Genomic DNA, 18,116 nt, shown 5'->3' on the forward strand with positions numbered 1-18,116 from the left:
GGCCGGGTCAGCTCTGGTTGAAGAACCCACCCTCGGCGATCCGAGCCTTGTCCTCCGCCGTGACATCGACGTTAGCAGGCGACAGCAGGAACACCTTCTGCGTCACGCGCTCGATACTGCCGTGCAGACCGAAGACGAGTCCAGCGGCGAAGTCTACGAGCCGCTTCGCGTCCGTGTCGTCCATCTCGGTCAGATTCATGATCACAGGAGTGCCGCCACGGAACTGTTCCCCGATGGTACGGGCCTCGTTGTAGGTCCGCGGGTGCAGCGTGGTGATGCGGTAGGGCTCTCGTTCGTTCACTACCTTGGGCATGATCACCGGGGCGCTCTTCTCCAGGTTGTGGCGGCGTTCGGGTGTGATGGACGACACGGGGGCCATCCTCGGGGTCTCCTGCCGGATCGGCACCGCCGCCGGCACCGGCTGCGGGGTGATCGAGGAGACCGGTGCGGGCGTGGCGGCGGCCGCGGCGGCCGGCCGGGGAATGTCCTCGGTCCGCTGTCCCGTCCGGATCGGCTCGGGGTCCGCGTCGTAGTCGTCGTCGGGGTCGTACCCCTGGCCGTCGTACGTCTCGTCCTCCACGAGGCCGAGGTAGACCGCCATCTTGCGCATTGCGCCGGCCATGCTCCTGTCTCCTCCGCTCATGGCCACCTCGCTGGCGCTCGGTGGCTGCTCCGCGAAGCCGCGTCCCTTCCGGTGGTCGCTCGCTTCGCTCGCTCCGTGCGGACCGGCTCCGTCCCGGCGGCCCGGGCCGTACGGCCCTGCCTGCGGACTCCGCGGTCCATCCACGACGGCACGTCAGGCCGACGGCCCGTCAGGATTCGTGGAGTGGGACCCGCGGAGCTGCGATCCACGGTTCGCTAGCGCTCCGGAGAGCTGCTAGATTCTGTCCTATTTTGTCCTGCAGTCTGATCTACTTACTCGGTGACGTTACCTGAGGGGTGACCTCACTCCGAGTACCGCCGTTCCGACGCGCACATGTGTCGCTCCGGCGGCAATCGCCTGCTCAAGGTCACCGCTCATCCCTGCGGAGACCATGGTGGCAGCAGGATGGTCCGTCCGTACGGCGGTTGCGATTTCCGCCAGCCGATCGAAGGCGGCGGCCGGGTCCCCGGCCAGCGGACCGGCCAGCGGAGCGACGGTCATCACACCGTCCAGCCGCAGCCCGGGCGTGTCGGCGATCGCGTCGGCCAGCCGCGCGACGTCCTCCGGCGCGACCCCGGCCCGGTGCACCCCCTCGCCGTGCTCCTTGTCCAGCGCCACCTGCACCAGGCAGCCCAGCTCCGGACGCTCCGACTTCAGCACGGCCGCGGAGAGCGACTCCACCAGTCGCAGCCGGTCCACCGAGTGCACGTGGTTCGCGTACCCGACGACCGAGCGGACCTTGTTGGTCTGCAGCTGACCGACGAAGTGCCAGTCAAGAGGAAGGTTTCTGCACTGTTCCGCCTTGGGTGCGGCGTCCTGGTCGCGGTTCTCCGCGACGTCCGTCACACCCAGTCCGGCCAGCAGCGCGCTGTCCTCGGCGGGGTAGGTCTTGGTGACGACGATCAGCGTGACCTCGTCCCGGGCGCGCCCGGCGGCCGCACAGGCGGCCGCGATCCGGCGCTCGACCACCTCAAGGTTGGTCCCGAGCTCCTCGTACCGGGCCCGCCGGCCCCCGGTCAGTGCGGCCAGCCACCTCTCATCGGGGAAGAAGGGGCCGGGCCCGCCCGGGAACGGTCCGTAGATGTCGTTCGTCATCAGTGATCAGAGCCCAACCAGACGTAGCTCGCGAGCCGGCCCGTGCGCTGCTCACGACGATAGGAGTAGTGATCGGCGGATTCGAGGGTGCAGACGGATGACCGCACCACCTCGTTGACCCCCGTCGCGGCCAGCTGGGCCGCGACTCCCTCCGGCACGTCCAGGGCCGGGGTCCCCCAGGAGGTCTCGGCGAAGGCCTGCGGCACCACGGCCGCGACCTCGTCGCGCAGCCCGGCCGGGACCTCGTAGCAGCGGCCGCAGACCGCGGGGCCGGTGGCGGCGGTGATCCGCCCGGGCTCGGCCCCCAGTTCGACCATCGCCCGGACCACCGCGGGCACCACCCCGGCGGCCAGCCCGGGCCGGCCGGCGTGGGCCGCGCCCACGACGCCCGCCACGGGGTCGGCCAGCAGGACCGGCGTGCAGTCGGCGGTCAGCACCGCCAGCGCGAGCGGCCGGTCGGTGACCACCGCGTCCACCGTCGGGGCCTCCCCGAGCGGCTGGCGCTCCGTCACCACCGCGACCTCGGCGCCGTGCACCTGGTTCATCCACACCACGTCGGCCGGTTCGAGCCCCAGCTCGCGGGCGGCGAGCGCCCGGTTCTCCCGGACGGCCTGCGGGTCGTCCCCCACGGCGCCGCCGAGGTTGAGCTCCCCGTACGGCGAAGTGCTCACCCCGCCCCACCGGTCGGTGAAGGCGAAGTGAGCACCCGCGTGTACTGCGTGATCGATCACTTAAGGAAGTCCGGGACGTCGAGCTCCTCCGCCGGGCTCTCCACGTACGGCTGCCGGACCGGCTGGACCTGCGGCGGCACCGGGGCGGACGCGGTCGTGGCGGCCGGAGTCTCGGCCGACCGGCTCGGCGAGGCGGCCGGGGACTCGCCCTCGGAGCGGGACGTCACCGAGCCGATGCTCCCGTACGACGGGCGGCCGGCCGGGCGCTCCGGGGCGGCCGGCGGCGTGGCCGGACGCTCCGGCGCGGCGGTGGACTTGACCACCGGCTCGCGGACGATCGCCGGCGGCTGCCCGCCGTCGAAGCCGGCCGCGATGACGGTGACCCGGACCTCGTCGCCGAGCGCGTCGTCGATGACCGCACCGAAGATGATGTTGGCCTCGGGGTGGGCGGCCTCGCTGACCAGCTGGGCCGACTCGTTGATCTCGAACAGACCGAGGTCGGAGCCGCCCGAGATGGAGAGCAGCACGCCGCGGGCGCCGTCGATGGAGGCCTCCAGCAGCGGCGAGGAGATGGCCATCACGGCGGCGGCCTTGGCGCGGTCCTCACCGCGGGCCGAGCCGATGCCCATGAGCGCCGAACCGGCGTCCGACATGACGGACTTGACGTCCGCGAAGTCGAGGTTGATCAGGCCCGGGGTGGTGATCAGGTCGGTGATGCCCTGGACACCGGAGAGCAGGACCTGGTCGGCCGAGCGGAACGCGTCGAGCACGCTGACCTGGCGGTCCGAGATGGACAGCAGCCGGTCGTTGGGGATCACGATGAGGGTGTCGACCTCTTCGCGCAGGGCGGCGATGCCGTCCTCGGCCTGGTTGGCCCGGCGCCGGCCCTCGAAGGTGAACGGACGGGTGACCACGCCGATGGTCAGGGCGCCCAGGGAGCGCGCGATGTTGGCGACGACGGGCGCGCCGCCCGTGCCCGTGCCACCGCCTTCGCCGGCGGTCACGAAGACCATGTCGGCCCCCTTGAGGACCTCCTCGATCTCCTCGCGGTGGTCCTCGGCCGCCTTGCGGCCGACCTCGGGGTTGGCGCCGGCGCCGAGGCCCCGGGTGAGTTCACGGCCCACATCGAGCTTGACGTCGGCGTCGCTCATGAGGAGGGCCTGCGCATCGGTGTTGATCGCGATGAACTCGACGCCCTTGAGACCGACCTCGATCATCCGGTTGATGGCGTTGACACCACCGCCGCCGATACCGACGACCTTGATGACTGCGAGGTAGTTCTGCGGTGCTGCCACGTCGAAGGCCTCTCGCCTCGAATTTCCGGGTCGGCCCGGCCCGGCGAGGGTCCGTTCCGACGGATGTCGATGGGTAGGGAGGCCTGGTTCCTGACTGAATGTCCGAAATGCCGACCGCCGACCCCAACCCTAAACTTGACCTTTAGGGTTAGTACTGTGCCTCCGTCACATCACCAAGGGACACAGTCTGGTGACACAGGACACTAGGTGGCCCCAGGCACGTGTTTCAACGACACACGCCGAGCTTCCCTTTTTCTTTTGAGCCTATGTGATCATCAGCCGGCTTAGGAAACCGGGGTGACCACCAAGGGTCGGGCCGACACTTCGAGGCGTCAACCCCTCCCTCTGGCACAGAACCTACCGGATCATCCCGACACCGCCGGCGCCTCAGGCGCCGTCACGTCGAAGTTCGTACCCTTCTGACTCATCAGTGCCACCAGCACCCGGGCTTTCCGGTCGATTTGTTCCGGGCTCCCCCAGCGCACCGTCGCACCCCCGCTGAGCTGCAGTTCGATGTCGTCGTACGAGTGCACCAGCACCGCGCCGGCCCGCTTGGCGACCTCCGGCGGCAGCCCGGCGGCCACCGAGACCGCGCCCTGGACCAGCTGCGAACGGGAGATCACCCCGTCCACGTCGTTAGCCTGCTGACTGAGCCGCAGCTCCACCACCGGCACGCCGTCCGGCGGAGCCGCCTCGGTGGCGAAGCTCACGCCCGCGGCATCCACCTGGGTGAACCGGCCGTCCTCCCCCTTGACGGCGGCCACCGCCTTGCGCTCGGCGACCTTCACCTGCAGGGTGTGCGGCCAGCCCCGCCACACCTCGGCCTTCGCCACCCGGGGGATCGCCTCCACCCGGCGCCGGACGTCGTCCAGGTCCACCCGGGCCAGCGGGCCGTCGCCGAGCCCGCCGACCGCGTCGCGGACCTGGGCCGCCGTCAGCTTGTCGTCGGTCGCGCCCTGGACGGCGACACTGCGCACGTCCAGCACCGACGAGTAGAACACCAGCCAGGCCAGCCCGCCCAGCACCGCGGCGCCGAGCGCCCCCAGCACCACGATGCCCCGCCGGGAGAGCCGGAGGCGAGGAGCGGACTCCTCGTCCTCCAGCTCCGCTTCGAGCGGGTCGGCGGGCCGGCCGTCAGCCACGGCGGCGGCCGCCGCGGTGGGCCTGGATCGCCTCGTAGACCATGCCGACCAGCAGGTCGTCGGCGTCCCGGCGGCCGAACTCGGCGGCGGCCCGGCTCATGTCCCACAGCCGCTGCGGGTCGGTGAGCACCGGCAGCACGTTCTGCAGCACCCAGTCCGGGGTCAGCTCGGCGTCGTCCACCAGCAGGCCGCCGCCGGCCTTGACCATCGGCTGGGCGTTCAGCCGCTGCTCGCCGTTGCCGATCGGCAGCGGGACGAAGGCGGCGGGCAGGCCGACGGCCGCCAGCTCGGCCACCGTCATGGCGCCGGCCCGGCAGAGCATCATGTCGGCCGCCGCGTAGGCGAGGTCCATCCGGTCCAGGTACGGCACCGGGCGGTACGGCGGCATCCCGGGGACGTCCGCGACCTGCGGCAGCTCGTTCTTCGGGCCGACCGCGTGCAGGATCTGCACGCCGTACTGCTGCAGCCGCGGGGCGATCGCGGTGACCGTCTCGTTGAGCCGGCGGGCGCCCTGGGAGCCGCCGGAGACCAGCAGGGTGGGCAGCCGCTGGTCGAGGCCGAAGTAGTGCCGGGCCTCCGGACGGGCCGCGTTGCGGTCCAGGGTCGCGATGGTCCGGCGCAGCGGGATGCCGATGTACCGGGAGTCGCGCAGCTTGCTGTCGGGCGTGGAGACGGCCACGAAGTCGCTGTAGCGGGCGCCGATCTTGTTGGCCAGGCCCGGGCGGGCGTTCGCCTCGTGCACCACGATCGGCACGCCGGCCCGCTTGGCCGCCAGGTAGGCGGGCATCGCGACGTAGCCGCCGAAGCCGACCACGGCGTCCGCGTTGACCCGCTCGATGATCTCCTGGGCGGCCCGGACGGTGCCGCGCAGCCGGCCGGGGACGGTGATCAGCTCCGGGGTGGGCTTGCGGGGCAGCGGGACGGCCGGGATGAGCTCCAGCTGGTAGCCGCGCTCGGGTACCAGTCGGGTCTCCAGACCGCGCTCGGTGCCCAGGGCGGTGATCCCGATGGACGGGTCGTGCCTGCGGAGGGCGTCCGCGAGGGCCATGGCCGGCTCGATGTGACCGGCGGTCCCCCCGCCGGCGAGTACGACATGCACCGAAATTCACCGCTCCCTGCGTGCCGGCCCTGGGGCCGGGCGCGCTGTGGTTCGTCGTCGTGGCAGCACCCGGGCCAGTCGCTTCCTGATCCGGGAGTTCTTGCTCCGGGCGGCCAGGGCCGCCTTCGCGCCCGAGGTGCTGCGTGCCAGGCACAGCAGCACACCGATCGCGGACATGGCCGACAGCATGGCGGAACCGCCGTAGGAGAACAGCGGGAGCGGGACGCCCGCAATGGGCAGCAGTCCCAGCGCCGACCCCAGGTTGATCATGGCCTGCGCCATGATCCAGGTGGTGGCGGCTCCCGCGGCGTACCTGACGAACGAGTCCTTCGTGCCGATGGCCACACGGATACCCGCGTAGCCTAGTGCCGCGAAGAGACCGATCACCGACAGCGTCCCCACCAGGCCCAGTTCCTCGCCGGTCGCGGCGAAGATGAAGTCGGTGTGCGCCTCGGGCAGCTGGCCCCATTTCTCGACGCCGGCACCGAGGCCGGTGCCGAAGCCGCCGCCGTTCGCGAACGCGAAGACCCCGTGCAGGGCCTGGAAGCAGGCGCCCTCGGGGTCGAGCTTGGTCACGCCGATGCAGCCCAGCCGCTCCGCCCGGTGCGGGACGGTGACGACGAGGGCGGTGCAGACCACCACCGCCACGCCGACGGTCGCCACGAACAGCCGCAGCGGCGCTCCGACCATCCAGAGCAGCGCGAACACCATGGCGACCAGGATCATCGAGGTGCCCATGTCGCCACCGAACATGATCAGCGCGAGCAGCAGCAGGGCCCCGGGCACCAGTGGCACCAGCAGGTGCTTCCAGGAGTTCAGGGTGCCGGCCTTCTGCTTGCGGGCGAGCAGGTCGGCGCCCCAGAGCACCAGCGCGAGCTTGGCGAACTCGGACGGCTGGAACTGGAAGAAGCCGAAATCCAGCCAGTTCTGGTTGCCGTTGATCCGCACCCCGATGCCCGGTACGGCGACCAGCGTGAGCGCGCCGATCACCCCGATCATCACCGGGTAGGTGATCACCCGCAGCACCGCCACCGGGACGGAGGCGAAGCAGATCAGCAGGACCAGGCCGAGGATGGCCGCGATCAGCTGCTTGAGGAAGTAGTACTGGGCCGAGTGGTGCTGGTTCAGGGCGAGGATCTGCGAGGCCGAGAAGACCATCATCAGGCCGAGCACGACCAGCAGCAGGGTGCTTCCGATGATCAGCAGGTACGGCGTGAGCGGCCGGTCCAGCCAGTACCCGAGCCGGGCCCGGAAGGCCTGGACACGGGCCAGCGGACCGGCCGACTTGTACTTGGTCGTGGTGGCGGAGATCACTCGCCACGGCTCGGCGGCGTCCTGCTCGCGCACGCCGGATTCCGCCCTGCCCTGCCCCGCCACCACTCCCCGCTCTCCGTCCGCTGCGGCTCCTCCGCCGGTGCCGCAGCCCTACTCCCCGGCGTCCGCCAGCTCCCGGACGGCCGCCGCGAACATGTCGCCGCGCTCGCCGTAGTTGGTGAACATGTCCATCGAGGCGCAGGCCGGGGCCAGCAGCACCGTGTCACCCGATCGGGCGAGCGACGCGGCCGTGCGGACGACCTCGGCCATCGCCACCGCGCCAGTCTGGCCCTCGGCCGCCTCGATCACGGGCACATCCGGAGCGTGTCGTTCCAGCGCCTCGCGGATCAGCGCCCGGTCCTGCCCGATCAGCACCACCGCGCGCAGCCGCTCGGCCGCGCCCTGCACCAGGTCGTCGAAGGTCGCGCCCTTGGCGAGGCCGCCGGCGATCCAGACGATCGGCCGGTAGGCCGCCAGCGAGGCGGCCGCGGCGTGGGTGTTGGTGGCCTTGGAGTCGTCGATGTACGTGACCTCGCGGACCACGCCGACCTCGGCGATCCGGTGGGCGTCCGGGCGGAAGGCCCGCAGGCCCTCCCGGACGGCCTTCGGCTCGACGCCATACGCCCGGGCCAGCGCCGCCGCGGCGAGCGCGTTGGCGATGTTGTGCGGCGCCGGCGGGTTCACGTCCTCGACGGCCCCGAGCTCGGCGGCGTTCTTGGCCCGGTCCTCGACGAAGGCCCGGTCCACCAGCAGCCCGTCCACCACGCCGAAGTTCGACGGGCCGGGCGCGCCGAGGCCGAAGCCGATCGCCCGGCAGCCCTCCTCGACGTCGGCCGCCATGACCAGCGCCTCGGTGGCCGGGTCGGCCAGGTTGTACACGCAGGCGACGACGTTGCCCTCGTAGATCCGGCCCTTGTCGGCGGCGTACGCCTCCATCGAGCCGTGCCAGTCGAGGTGGTCGGGCGCCAGGTTGAGCACCGCGGCCGAGTACGGGCGCAGCGAGGGCGCCCAGTGCAGCTGGTAGCTGGAGAGTTCGACGGCGAGCACGTCGTACGGCTCCTCGGCGAGCACCGCGTCCAGCACCGAGACCCCGACGTTGCCGACCGCGGCGGCGCGCCTGCCGGCTGCGGTGAGGATCGAGGCGAGCATCTGGACGGTGGTGGTCTTGCCGTTGGTGCCGGTGACGGCCAGCCAGGGGGCGGGCTCGCCGGTGCCCGGCAGCGGCTTGCGCAGCCGCCAGGCGAGCTCGACGTCGCCCCAGACCGGCACCCCGGCCGCCCCGGCGGCGGCGAACAGCGGGCTGTCCGGCGCCCAGCCGGGCGAGGTGACGATCAGCTCGGTGCCCTCGGGCAGGCTCGCGCCGTCGCCGAGGCGCACGGCGACGCCCTGCGCCTCCAGCTCGGCGGCCCGGGCGACCAGGCCCGGCCCGCTGCCGCCGTCCACGACGGTGACGCGGGCGCCGAGGCCGTGCAGGACGCGCGCGGCGCTGATGCCCGAGACGCCGAGTCCGGCGACGACGACGGGCAGCTCAGTGAAATCAGGATTGATCATCCGGTCCGGTATCCCGCGTAGAAGAGGCCGAGGCCGACGGCCACGCAGAGGCCCTGGATGATCCAGAAGCGGACCACGACCAGGACTTCGCTCCAGCCCTTGAGTTCGAAGTGGTGCTGCAGCGGTGCCATCTTGAAGACGCGCTTGCCGGTCATCCGGAAGGAGCCGACCTGGATGATCACCGACAGGGTGATGATCATGAAGAGGCCGCCGAGCAGGATGAGCAGCAGCTCGGTGCGGGAGCAGATCGCCAGACCGGCCAGGGCGCCGCCGAGGGCGAGCGAGCCGGTGTCACCCATGAAGATCTTGGCGGGCGAGGTGTTCCACCACAGGAAGCCGAAGCAGGAGCCCATCAGGGCGGCCGCGACCACCGCGAGGTCCAGCGGGTCGCGGACGTCGTAGCAGGCGTTCGTCGCGGAGAGGAAGTAGGCGCAGCTCTGCCCGTACTCCCAGACCCCGATGAAGGTGTAGGCGCCGAAGGCCATCACGGAGGCGCCGGTGGCGAGGCCGTCCAGACCGTCCGTCAGGTTCACGCCGTTGGAGGTCGCCGCGATCATGAAGTACGCGAAGATGACGAACAGCACCGGGCCGATCGACCACTTGAAGTCGCGCACGAAGGACAGCGACTGCGAGGCCGGGCTGAGCCCCCGGTCGTCGTGGAACTGCAGTGCCAGGACCGCGAAGACCAGGCCGACGATGGACTGGCCGGCCAGCTTCGCCTTGGCCCGCAGACCGAGCGAGCGGCGCTTGACCACCTTGATGTAGTCGTCCAGGAAGCCGACCAGGCCGAGGCCCGTGGTCAGGAAGAGCACCAGCAGCCCCGAGGCGGTCGGGGACTCGCCCGTTATCGCCTTGGTGGCGAAGTACGCGATCAGGGTCGCCAGGATGAAGGCGATGCCGCCCATGGTGGGCGTGCCCTTCTTGCTGTGGTGCGCCTTGGGGCCGTCGTCGCGGATGTACTGGCCGTAGCCCTGACGGGCCAGCAGCTTGATCAGGGCGGGCGTGCCGATCAGCGAGAGGATCAGGCCGATCATCCCGGAGATGAGGATCTGCTTCATCATCGGGCATCACCGTCCGCAAGGAGGGCCTCGGCCACCTTCTCCAGCCCCACCGAACGGGAAGCCTTCACCAGGACCACATCCCCCGGCCGCAGCTGACTGCGCAGCAACTCGACCGCCGCGTCCGCGTCGGACACCAGCACCGACTCCTCACCCCACGAACCTTCGTTCCTCGCGCCGAGTTCCATGCAGGCCGCCTCGCGTCCGCCGACCGCCACCAGCTTGGTGACGTCGAGCCGGACGGCGAGCCGCCCGATGGCGTCGTGCTCGGCCAGGCTCTCCTCGCCGAGCTCCCGCATCTCGCCGAGCACCGCCCAGGTACGGCGGCGCTCCGGACCGCGTCCCCCCATCGAGACCAGCGCCCGCAGCGCGGCCCGCATCGAGTCGGGGTTCGCGTTGTAGGCGTCGTTGACGACGGTGACACCATCGGCCCGGTCGACGACCTCCATGCGCCAGCGGGACAGCGCACCCGCCTCGCCCAGGGCGGCGGCGGTGTCGTCGACGGACATCCCGAGCTCCACCGCCACCGCGGCGGCGGCGAGGGCGTTCGAGACGTGGTGCTCACCGTACAGGCGCAGCTGCACGGGCGCGGAACCGGCTGGGGTGGTGAGCGTGAACGATGGCCGTCCGGTGGCGTCCAGGCGAACGTCCGTCGCCCGCACGTGGGCGTCCGGGGACTCCCCGAAGAGGACCACCTTCGCCTTGGTGCGGGAGGCCATCGCGCGCACCAGCCGGTCGTCCGCGTTGAGGATCGCCGCCCCGTCGGCGGGCAGTGCCTCGACGAGTTCGCCCTTGGCCTCGGCGATCGCCTCCTTGGAGCCGAACTCGCCGACGTGGGCGGTGCCGACGTTCAGCACCACGCCGACCCGGGGCGGGGTGATCGAGGTGAGGTACTCGATGTCGCCCTTGTGCCGGGCGCCCATCTCCATGACCAGGTGCCGGGTGCCGGCCTCGACCCGCAGGGCGGTCATCGGGTGGCCGATCTCGTTGTTGAGCGAGCCCGGCGGGTAGACGGTCGCACCGTGGCGCTGGAGCACCTGCGCGATCAGGTCCTTGGTGCTGGTCTTGCCGGCCGAGCCGGTCAGCGCGACCACGGCGGTGCCCTCGGCGCGGGCGACCACGGTACGGGCCAGCCTGCCGAGCGCCTCCACCACGCTGTCGACCAGGACGGCGGGCACGCCGACGGGGCGGGAGGCCAGCACCGCGACGGCGCCGGCGTCGATCGCCGTGGCCGCGTAGTCGTGGCCGTCCACGTTCTCGCCGACGAAGGCCGCGAACAGGCCGCCGGGGCTCACCCTGCGCGAGTCGACCTCGACCGGGCCGGTGACCAGGGTGTCCGGATCGGCGCCGTCCAGGGTGCCCCCGACTGCGGCGGCCACCTCGGCGAGGGTCAGTGCGATCACTGCTGCTCTACTCCTCGGTCGCCCCGCACGGCGGTGGTCCGCGCGATGGACTCGCGCAGCACCTCCCGGTCGTCGAAGGGGCGGATCTCGTCTCGTACGTACTGGCCGAGCTCGTGGCCCTTGCCGGCCACCAGCACGGTGTCCCCCGCCTGGGCGCGGGTGACGGCCAGCCGGATCGCCTCGGCCCGGTCGGGGACGACCAGGACGTCCCCGCGCTCGGCCTCGGGCACCCCGGCGGCGCCGGTCAGCATAGTGGCGAGGATCGCCAGCGGGTCCTCGCTGCGCGGGTTGTCGCTGGTCAGCAGGGCGGTGTCGGCGAGGCGGGCGGCGATGGCGCCCATCGGGCCGCGCTTGTGCGGGTCGCGGTCGCCGCCGCAGCCGACGACGACGTGCAGCCGGCCCTTGGTGACCTCGCGCAGCGAGGCGAGGACGGCCTGCAGGGCGTCCGGCTTGTGCGCGTAGTCCACGACGGCGACGAACGGCTGGCCGGCGTCGACCCGCTCCAGCCGGCCGGGCACGCCGGGGACGGCGGCGACGCCGGCCACGGCCTGCTCCAGCGGCAGCCCGGCGGCGACCAGCAGGGTGATCGCGGCGAGCCCGTTGGAGACGTTGAACGGGCCGGGCAGCGGGACGGCGGCATCGGCCTCGGCGCCGTCCGGGCCGAGCACCCGGAAGGTGGAGCCGACCGGGCCGAGCACGACGTCCACGGCCCGCCAGTCGGCCTGCGGGTCGCCGGCCGCGGAGAAGGTCGTCACCGGGATCTTGGCCTCGGCGGCGAGCCGGCGGCCGTACTCGTCGTCCACGTTGACCACACCGCGGCGGGACTTGCCGGGCTGGAAGAGCCGGGCCTTCGCCTGGAAGTAGTCCTCCATGTCCGGGTGGAAGTCGAGGTGCTCGGGCGTGAGGTTGTTGAACAGCGCGACGTCGTACGCGACGCCGTCGGTGCGGCCGAAGACCAGGGCGTGGCTGGAGACCTCCATGGTCACCGCGTCGGCGCCGCGCTCGGCCATCACGCCGAGGATCGCGTGCAGGTCGGTGGCCTCGGGGGTGGTGCGCTCGCTCTTGATCCGCTCGTCGCCGACCCGCATCTCGACGGTGCCGATCACACCGGGGTGGCGCCCGGCGCCGCGCAGACCGCCCTCGACCAGGTACGAGGTGGTGGTCTTGCCGTTGGTGCCGGTCAGCCCGATCATCAGCAGCCGCTCGGAGGGGCTGCCGTAGACGATCGCGGCGAGCTCGCCCATGACGGCCCGCGGCCGCTCCACGACCAGCAGCGGAAGGCCCGTGCCGGCCGCCAGGTCGGCACCGGCCCGGTCGGTGAGCACGGCCACCGCACCGGACTCGGCGGCCTTGGCGGCGAAGGCCGCGCCGTGGTGGTTGGCGCCAGGGAAGGCCACGTACACATCGCCGGGGCGGACCGCGCGGGAGTCGTGGGTGACGCCGGTGACGGCACCGCCCTCGACGGGCGCGAGACCGAGCCGGACGGCCAGCTCGGTGAGCGGCAGAGCGGCGGTCCCGGTCGGGCGGGGTGGACTCACGGTGGTTTGATCGGGTTTCGGCACGGCGCGAAGGCTATCCGCCGAAGGGTGCCCAGGGCCAAACCGGCCCTGCGCCGCGCCGTCGTCCAGCCCGGCCCGCTCGTTGCTCATGCTCGCTCACGGCTTCCACTCGACTGGCAGGTTGGGCGCCTGGCTGCCGCTCGGCGGGACCTGCAGGGTCTTCAGGGTGAACTCCATCACCTGTTTGAACACCGGCCCGCACAGCTGCCCGCCGAAGTGGCCGTTGACCGGGCCCTGGAGGGTGCAGGAGACGGTGACCCGGGGGGCGTCGGCCGGGGCGAAGCCGATGAACGAGGCGGTGTAGCCGTCGTAGCCGACGCCGTTGGCGGCCCCCCGGTCGGCGGTGCCGGTCTTGCCGGCGACGCGGTAGCCGGGGATGGCGGCCTTGCCGCCGGTGCCCTGCTCGTCGTCGACGACGGACTCCAGCATCGAGGTGAGGGTCTTGGCGGTCTGCTCGCTGACCACCCGGGTCTGCTCACCCGCCGGCGTCGGGCTGTACTTGCCGTCCGGGCCGGTGATGCCCTGCACGATGCTGGGCGCGACCCGCACCCCGCCGTTGGCGATGGTCGAGTAGACCGAGGTGGCCTGCAGCGCGTTCATCTGCAGCGGCCCCTGGCCGAAGGAGATGTTGTACTTCTCCGAGGCGACCAGGTCCTCCGGCTTCTTGAGCATCCCGGAGGCCTCCCCGGGGAAGTTCAGGCCGGTCGGCTGGGCGACGCCGAACTTGCGCATGTAGGCGTCCAGCACCTTGTTGGCCTGGAGCTGGTCGCCGCCGCCGAGGGTCTCGATCGCCTCGATGGTGCCGATGTTGGAGGACTTGGCCAGCACCCCGGCCAGGGTCAGGTACCAGGGGTCGTGGTTGACGTCGTCCTTGAACTGCTGGCCGGCCCGGACCAGCCGGTTGGGGACGGTGACCTTGGTGTCCCAGGTGGCCTTGCCGGAGTCCAGGACGGCGGCCAGGCTCATCAGCTTGGCGGTGCTGCCCGGTTCGTACGCGTCTACCAGGGCCGGGTTGCCCAGCTGGGCCGGCTTGGACAGGCTCAGGTCGTTCGGGTTGAAGCCGGGCGCGGTGGCCATCGCGAGGACCTGGCCGGTCTTCACGTCCTGGACCACCACGTAGCCCTTCTCCGCACCGGAGTTGGCCACCTGGTCGGTGATCGCCCGCTGGGCGGCCCACTGGATGTCCCGGTTGACGGTCAGCTTCACATCGCTGCCGGGCACGGCCGGGTCCATCGAGCCCCCGGCGGTGGGCACCAGCCGTCCGCCCGCCTGGGCATAGCTGCTGTGGCCGTCCTTGCCGGCCAGCTGCTGCTGGTACTGCAGCTCCAGGCCCCCGGCGCCCGCGCCCTCGCCGTTGACGAAACCGACCAGGTTGGCGGCCAGCCCGTCGGCGGGGTAGACGCGCTTCTGGGTCTCCCGGTTGAACACCCCGGCCAGCGGGTTGGCGCACTCGTTGTCCACCCGGGTGCGCCCGCCCTGGTCGGCGGGCTTGCCGAGCTGCTTCTTCTGGAGCTGGCAGGCCCGTGAGCCGACCTGCTTCTCCAGGCTCGACTTGAGGTCGCTGATCTGGTTCTTGGCGGCCGGGGTCTGCTGGGCGGCGAGCCGCTTGTAACGGGTCTTCGGGGTGTGCAGGTCGGCGGCGATCCGCTCCTTGGGCACGCCGAGGATCGGCGACAGCAGGGCGGCCGCCTGCTCCGGCGCGTCCGGGATGCCGGTCGCGGCCGGGGTGAACATCGCCGGGTCGGCGGTGATGTCGTACGCGTCGACGGTGGCGGCCAGGGCCACCCCGTCGGCCGACGTTATCGAGCCGCGCTCGGCGGTGATCGGGATGTTCAGGTAGCGGTTGGTGTTGGCGTCGGCGGCCAGCGCGTCCGCGTCGACCAGCTGGAGCTGGACCAGGCGGCCCGCGAAGACGGAGAACACCAGCGACATCACCACGGTGATCACCCGGAGCCGGCGCTTCGGCTCGGCCAGCTTCAGGGCCTTGGCGCGCTGTGGCAGCCGGCTCTTGGGGCGCGGCCGCACCGCTGCCTGACTGCGGGCCGGCGGACGGCCCTCGGGGCTTCGCGGCTGCGGTGTGCGCGGGGTCGTCCGACCAGCCGCGGCCTTGCCGGGCTGGGCCTTCGCCGACTGGCCGCGCACCGGCTGCCCCTTCGCGGACTGGCCCTTGGCGGGCTGACCCTTGGCGGACGGGGTGCGGCCGGCGGCGGACTGGCCGCGCGGCGCGGCGCCCCGGGGCACCGGGCGGCGGCCGTTGCCGGAGCCGGAGCCTCCGGAGGGCTGACGGGGCGTCGTCATCGACCGGCACCCCCGCTCGGCTGCGCGGTCGGGGCCGGGTTGAGCTGGATCACCGAGTCACCGGCCGAGGCCGCCGTCGTCGGAGTGGCGGGGACGGGCGGAGCGGTCGGCGCGGCCGCCGGAGCCGGCGGCTGGGCGGCCGGTGACGGCCCGGCGCTCGGCTGGGCGCCGCCCGGTACGGGCTTCGTCGGCCAGGGCTCGGCCGTCGAGCGCTTGACCGGCGGGCTGTCCTGCGCCGGGCCGGGCGTGCCGACCACCTTGCCGCCGTTCGGGACGTCCAGGAACGCCATCCCCCCGGCCGGGACCATGCCCAGCTCGGCGGCGCGCCTGGCCAGCGCGTCCGGGGCCGAGCTCTGGTCGATCTGGTGCTGCAGGCTCTGCTGCTCGTCGGTCGCCACGGTGGTCTGCTTCTGCAGTCGGGACAGCTCGAAGGAGCCCTCGTTGAGCGCGGTGTTCAGCGCCAGCAGCCCGAGCAGGCCCGCCGCCAGCAGCACCACGACGAGCACCGCGAACGGCGTGCGCCCCCGGACCGGGCGTTTACCCGGCCGGACCGTGATGCGTGCCCTGCCCTGTCCGGGGAGTCCTCCCCGCCCCGCCCGGACCACACCGGCCACCGGCCCCACTTGCCTTCCCTCCGCCCTTCGGACCCCGCCGGGCCGGTTCGTCAGCCCCGCTTGCGTCGGTCCCTGATCCTCTCCGCCACCCGCAGCCGCACGGGCGCGGCGCGCCGGTTCTCCTCGATCTCCTCCTCGGTGGCCTGCTCGGCACCGCGGGTGATCAGTTTGAGCCAGGGCTGGTGCTCCTCCGGGATGAACGGCAACCCCGGCGGGGCGGTGTTCGTCGCCCCGGCGGCGAGGTACTGCTTCACCAGGCGGTCCTCCAGGGACTGGTAGGACATCACCACGATCCGACCGCCGATCGCGAGGGCGTCCAGCGCCCCGGGGATCGCCCGGTCCAGGACCTCCAGCTCGCCGTTGACCTCGATCCGCAGCGCCTGGAACGTCCGCTTCGCCGGGTTCCCACCGGTGCGGCGGGTCGCCGCCGGAATGGCGTTGCGCACCAACTCGACCAGACGCGCGCTGTTGGTGAACGGTTCCTTCTCCCGCTCCCGCAGGATCACCGAGGCGATCTTCCCGGCGAACCGCTCCTCCCCGTAGACCTTGAGGATCCGGGCCAGGTCGCCGTGGCTGTAGGTGTTCAGCACCTCCGCCGCGCTGATCCCCCGGGTCTGGTCCATCCGCATGTCCAGCGGAGCGTCCTGGGCGTACGCGAAACCGCGGTCCGCCTCGTCCAGCTGCATCGAGGAGACGCCGAGGTCGAACAGGACGCCGTCCACGCGGTCGATGCCGAGCCGCTCCAGCACCTCGGGGATCTCGTCGTAGACGGCGTGCACCAGGGTCGCCCGGTCGCCGAACGGGGCCAGCCGCTCGCCGGAGAGCTTCAGCGCCTGCGGGTCACGGTCCACCGCGACGAGCCGGACCTCCGGGAACTGGGTGAGCAGCGCCTCGCTGTGCCCGCCGAGGCCGAGGGTGGCGTCCACCACCACGGCGCCGGGACGGGAGATCGCCGGCGCCAGTGCGTCCATGCACCGCTGCAGCATCACCGGAACGTGCTTGGGGCCCGGTTCGTTGGTGGTCATGCGCGGTGGCGCCCTTCCTCGGTGCGGAGCAGCCCGACGTCCGGGAGCTGCGACCATTCTCGCCCACCGTGTCCCGGCACGACGAAGCGGCCCGTGGTCCCCGCCCGCTCAAGGGGAAGGTCGTGACCGCCCGGCGCCGGGGAAGGTGCGCCAGGTGGGCACGGAGCGGGTGGAGGCCACGGACCGCGTCGACCGGGCCGCACCGGCCGGGAAAGCCCGGTTGACGGGCCCCGACGGGTGTGCTCCACTGCGCCGCAAACTCTATCGCCCGGGCCCTGCCAGTCAATGGTCCGCTCCGGCGCACCACCCGGGCGGCGGTACGGATCACTGCAGGTCGCGGCCGTTGGGGTGGCCCCCGGGCCGCCCGACCCGGGGGCCCTCGACGACCGCCGCGCGCCCCCCGCCCCGCGACCGCGTACGACCCATCCGGGACCAGCTCGGACAAACCCTCCGGTTGTGGCTATGCACTCGATCACAGCCGCCTGTTCTGTAGCTCTCCACCCCACCGCGGACACCGGATCGGCACTAACGTCGCCGACATGACAGTGACCCCCGACCGGCCCGCGCCGAACGCCGCTGCCGCCCCTGCCCACCCCACGATCATCGACCGCTTCGTCTCGTCCAACCGCGAGTACGCGGTGACCTTCCAGGACGGCGGCATGGACGCCCGCCCGGTGCAGAAGATCGCCGTGGTGGCCTGCATGGACGCCCGCCTCGACCTGTTCGCGGCGCTCGGCCTCGAACTGGGCGACGCGCACGTCATCCGCAACGCCGGCGGGGTCGTCACCGACGACACCATCCGGTCCCTGACCATCAGCCAGCGCGCCCTCGGCACCCGCTCGATCGCGCTCATCCACCACACCGGCTGCGGTCTGCTCGGGCTCACCGAGGACTTCCGCCGCGAGCTGGAGCTGGAGGTCGGCCAGCGCCCGCAGTGGGCCGTGGAGTCCTTCGTGGACCTCGACGGCGACGTCCGCCAGTCCATGCAGCGCGTCCGCACCTCGCCCTTCCTGCCGCACACCGACGACGTGCGCGGCTTCGTCTTCGACGTCCACACCGGCCTGCTGCGCGAGATCGACTAGGGAGGTCCGGGAGCACCCGGGGGCGGTCGAGCCGTGCCCGGGCATTCGGGGTCGGCCGAATGGTGACTTCTGGCCACCGCGCGGGGGAGAATGCGCCTGCCGGTCGGACCCCGAACCACCTGGGGCGGCCGGGCCGCAGGCCGCCTCCCCGACGCCGGATCCGCCATCGGAACCGACCCCGGGACGGCCGCGTCAAGCATGGGGTGGGGTCCGGCCTCGGGACGGGGCGGGCACAGGGTGCCAGGGAGCGTAAACGGGTGACGAGCT

At 72.4% G+C, this 18,116-nt stretch carries 15 protein-coding genes; 1 reads left to right on the forward strand and 14 read right to left on the reverse strand.

Translation table 11 applies throughout. The annotated features are described in order from the left end of the window. Positions 1-7 precede the first annotated feature (7 nt). From ABT048_RS18630 to rsmH, 14 genes are all read right to left on the reverse strand, one after another. Entirely contained in the window at positions 8-622 is a 615-nt protein-coding gene (locus tag ABT048_RS18630; protein ID WP_030060144.1) for a cell division protein SepF, read from the reverse strand. Between the two features lie 306 nt (positions 623-928). Then, positions 929-1,738 (reverse strand): YggS family pyridoxal phosphate-dependent enzyme, encoded by an 810-nt coding sequence (locus ABT048_RS18635; protein WP_350522491.1) that lies wholly within the window; start codon positions 1,736-1,738, stop codon positions 929-931. After that, positions 1,738-2,469: a peptidoglycan editing factor PgeF gene (pgeF, locus tag ABT048_RS18640; protein WP_350522492.1), complete on the reverse strand. Its 732-nt coding sequence runs from the start codon at positions 2,467-2,469 to the stop codon at positions 1,738-1,740. The genes ABT048_RS18635 and pgeF overlap by 1 nt, the downstream gene beginning before the upstream one ends. Continuing rightward, the gene (ftsZ, locus tag ABT048_RS18645; RefSeq protein ID WP_350522493.1) at positions 2,466-3,704 is read right to left on the reverse strand and encodes a cell division protein FtsZ; all 1,239 of its coding nucleotides are present in this window, start codon (positions 3,702-3,704) and stop codon (positions 2,466-2,468) included. The genes pgeF and ftsZ overlap by 4 nt, the downstream gene beginning before the upstream one ends. Positions 3,705-4,069: 365 nt before the next feature. Further along, positions 4,070-4,846 (reverse strand): cell division protein FtsQ/DivIB, encoded by a 777-nt coding sequence (locus ABT048_RS18650; protein WP_350522494.1) that lies wholly within the window; start codon positions 4,844-4,846, stop codon positions 4,070-4,072. Further along, positions 4,839-5,945: an undecaprenyldiphospho-muramoylpentapeptide beta-N-acetylglucosaminyltransferase gene (gene murG / locus ABT048_RS18655; RefSeq protein ID WP_350522495.1), complete on the reverse strand. Its 1,107-nt coding sequence runs from the start codon at positions 5,943-5,945 to the stop codon at positions 4,839-4,841. The genes ABT048_RS18650 and murG overlap by 8 nt, the downstream gene beginning before the upstream one ends. Positions 5,946-5,951: 6 nt before the next feature. Continuing rightward, positions 5,952-7,292: a putative lipid II flippase FtsW gene (gene ftsW / locus ABT048_RS18660; RefSeq protein ID WP_402802412.1), complete on the reverse strand. Its 1,341-nt coding sequence runs from the start codon at positions 7,290-7,292 to the stop codon at positions 5,952-5,954. A 78-nt stretch (positions 7,293-7,370) separates the two neighbouring features. Then, positions 7,371-8,810 (reverse strand): UDP-N-acetylmuramoyl-L-alanine--D-glutamate ligase, encoded by a 1,440-nt coding sequence (murD, locus tag ABT048_RS18665; RefSeq protein WP_502894029.1) that lies wholly within the window; start codon positions 8,808-8,810, stop codon positions 7,371-7,373. Beyond that, positions 8,807-9,868, reverse strand: coding sequence for a phospho-N-acetylmuramoyl-pentapeptide-transferase (mraY, locus tag ABT048_RS18670; RefSeq protein WP_350522604.1), 1,062 nt, complete (start codon positions 9,866-9,868; stop codon positions 8,807-8,809). Before mraY ends, murD begins: the two co-directional genes overlap by 4 nt. Then, positions 9,868-11,271 (reverse strand): UDP-N-acetylmuramoyl-tripeptide--D-alanyl-D-alanine ligase, encoded by a 1,404-nt coding sequence (locus ABT048_RS18675; RefSeq protein WP_350522496.1) that lies wholly within the window; start codon positions 11,269-11,271, stop codon positions 9,868-9,870. The genes mraY and ABT048_RS18675 overlap by 1 nt, the downstream gene beginning before the upstream one ends. Further along, positions 11,268-12,833, reverse strand: coding sequence for a UDP-N-acetylmuramoyl-L-alanyl-D-glutamate--2,6-diaminopimelate ligase (locus tag ABT048_RS18680; protein WP_502894030.1), 1,566 nt, complete (start codon positions 12,831-12,833; stop codon positions 11,268-11,270). The genes ABT048_RS18675 and ABT048_RS18680 overlap by 4 nt, the downstream gene beginning before the upstream one ends. Before the next feature lie 93 nt (positions 12,834-12,926). After that, entirely contained in the window at positions 12,927-15,128 is a 2,202-nt protein-coding gene (locus ABT048_RS18685; RefSeq protein ID WP_350522498.1) for a peptidoglycan D,D-transpeptidase FtsI family protein, read from the reverse strand. Further along, entirely contained in the window at positions 15,125-15,634 is a 510-nt protein-coding gene (gene ftsL, locus ABT048_RS18690) for a cell division protein FtsL (RefSeq protein ID WP_350522499.1), read from the reverse strand. The genes ABT048_RS18685 and ftsL overlap by 4 nt, the downstream gene beginning before the upstream one ends. A 158-nt stretch (positions 15,635-15,792) precedes the next feature. Then, positions 15,793-16,767 carry a 16S rRNA (cytosine(1402)-N(4))-methyltransferase RsmH gene (rsmH, locus tag ABT048_RS18695; RefSeq protein WP_350522500.1) on the reverse strand — a complete coding sequence of 325 codons (975 nt, stop codon included), beginning with the start codon at positions 16,765-16,767 and terminating at the stop codon, positions 15,793-15,795. Positions 16,768-17,306: 539 nt separating this feature from the next. Between rsmH and ABT048_RS18700 the strand changes: the two genes are divergently transcribed. Further along, positions 17,307-17,849, forward strand: a complete 543-nt coding sequence (locus tag ABT048_RS18700; protein WP_350522501.1) for a beta-class carbonic anhydrase — start codon at positions 17,307-17,309, stop codon at positions 17,847-17,849. Positions 17,850-18,116: the final 267 nt, after the last annotated feature.

The sequence above is a fragment of the Kitasatospora sp. NPDC096140 genome, assembly GCF_040303045.1.
Classification (GTDB): Bacteria; Actinomycetota; Actinomycetes; order Streptomycetales; family Streptomycetaceae; genus Kitasatospora.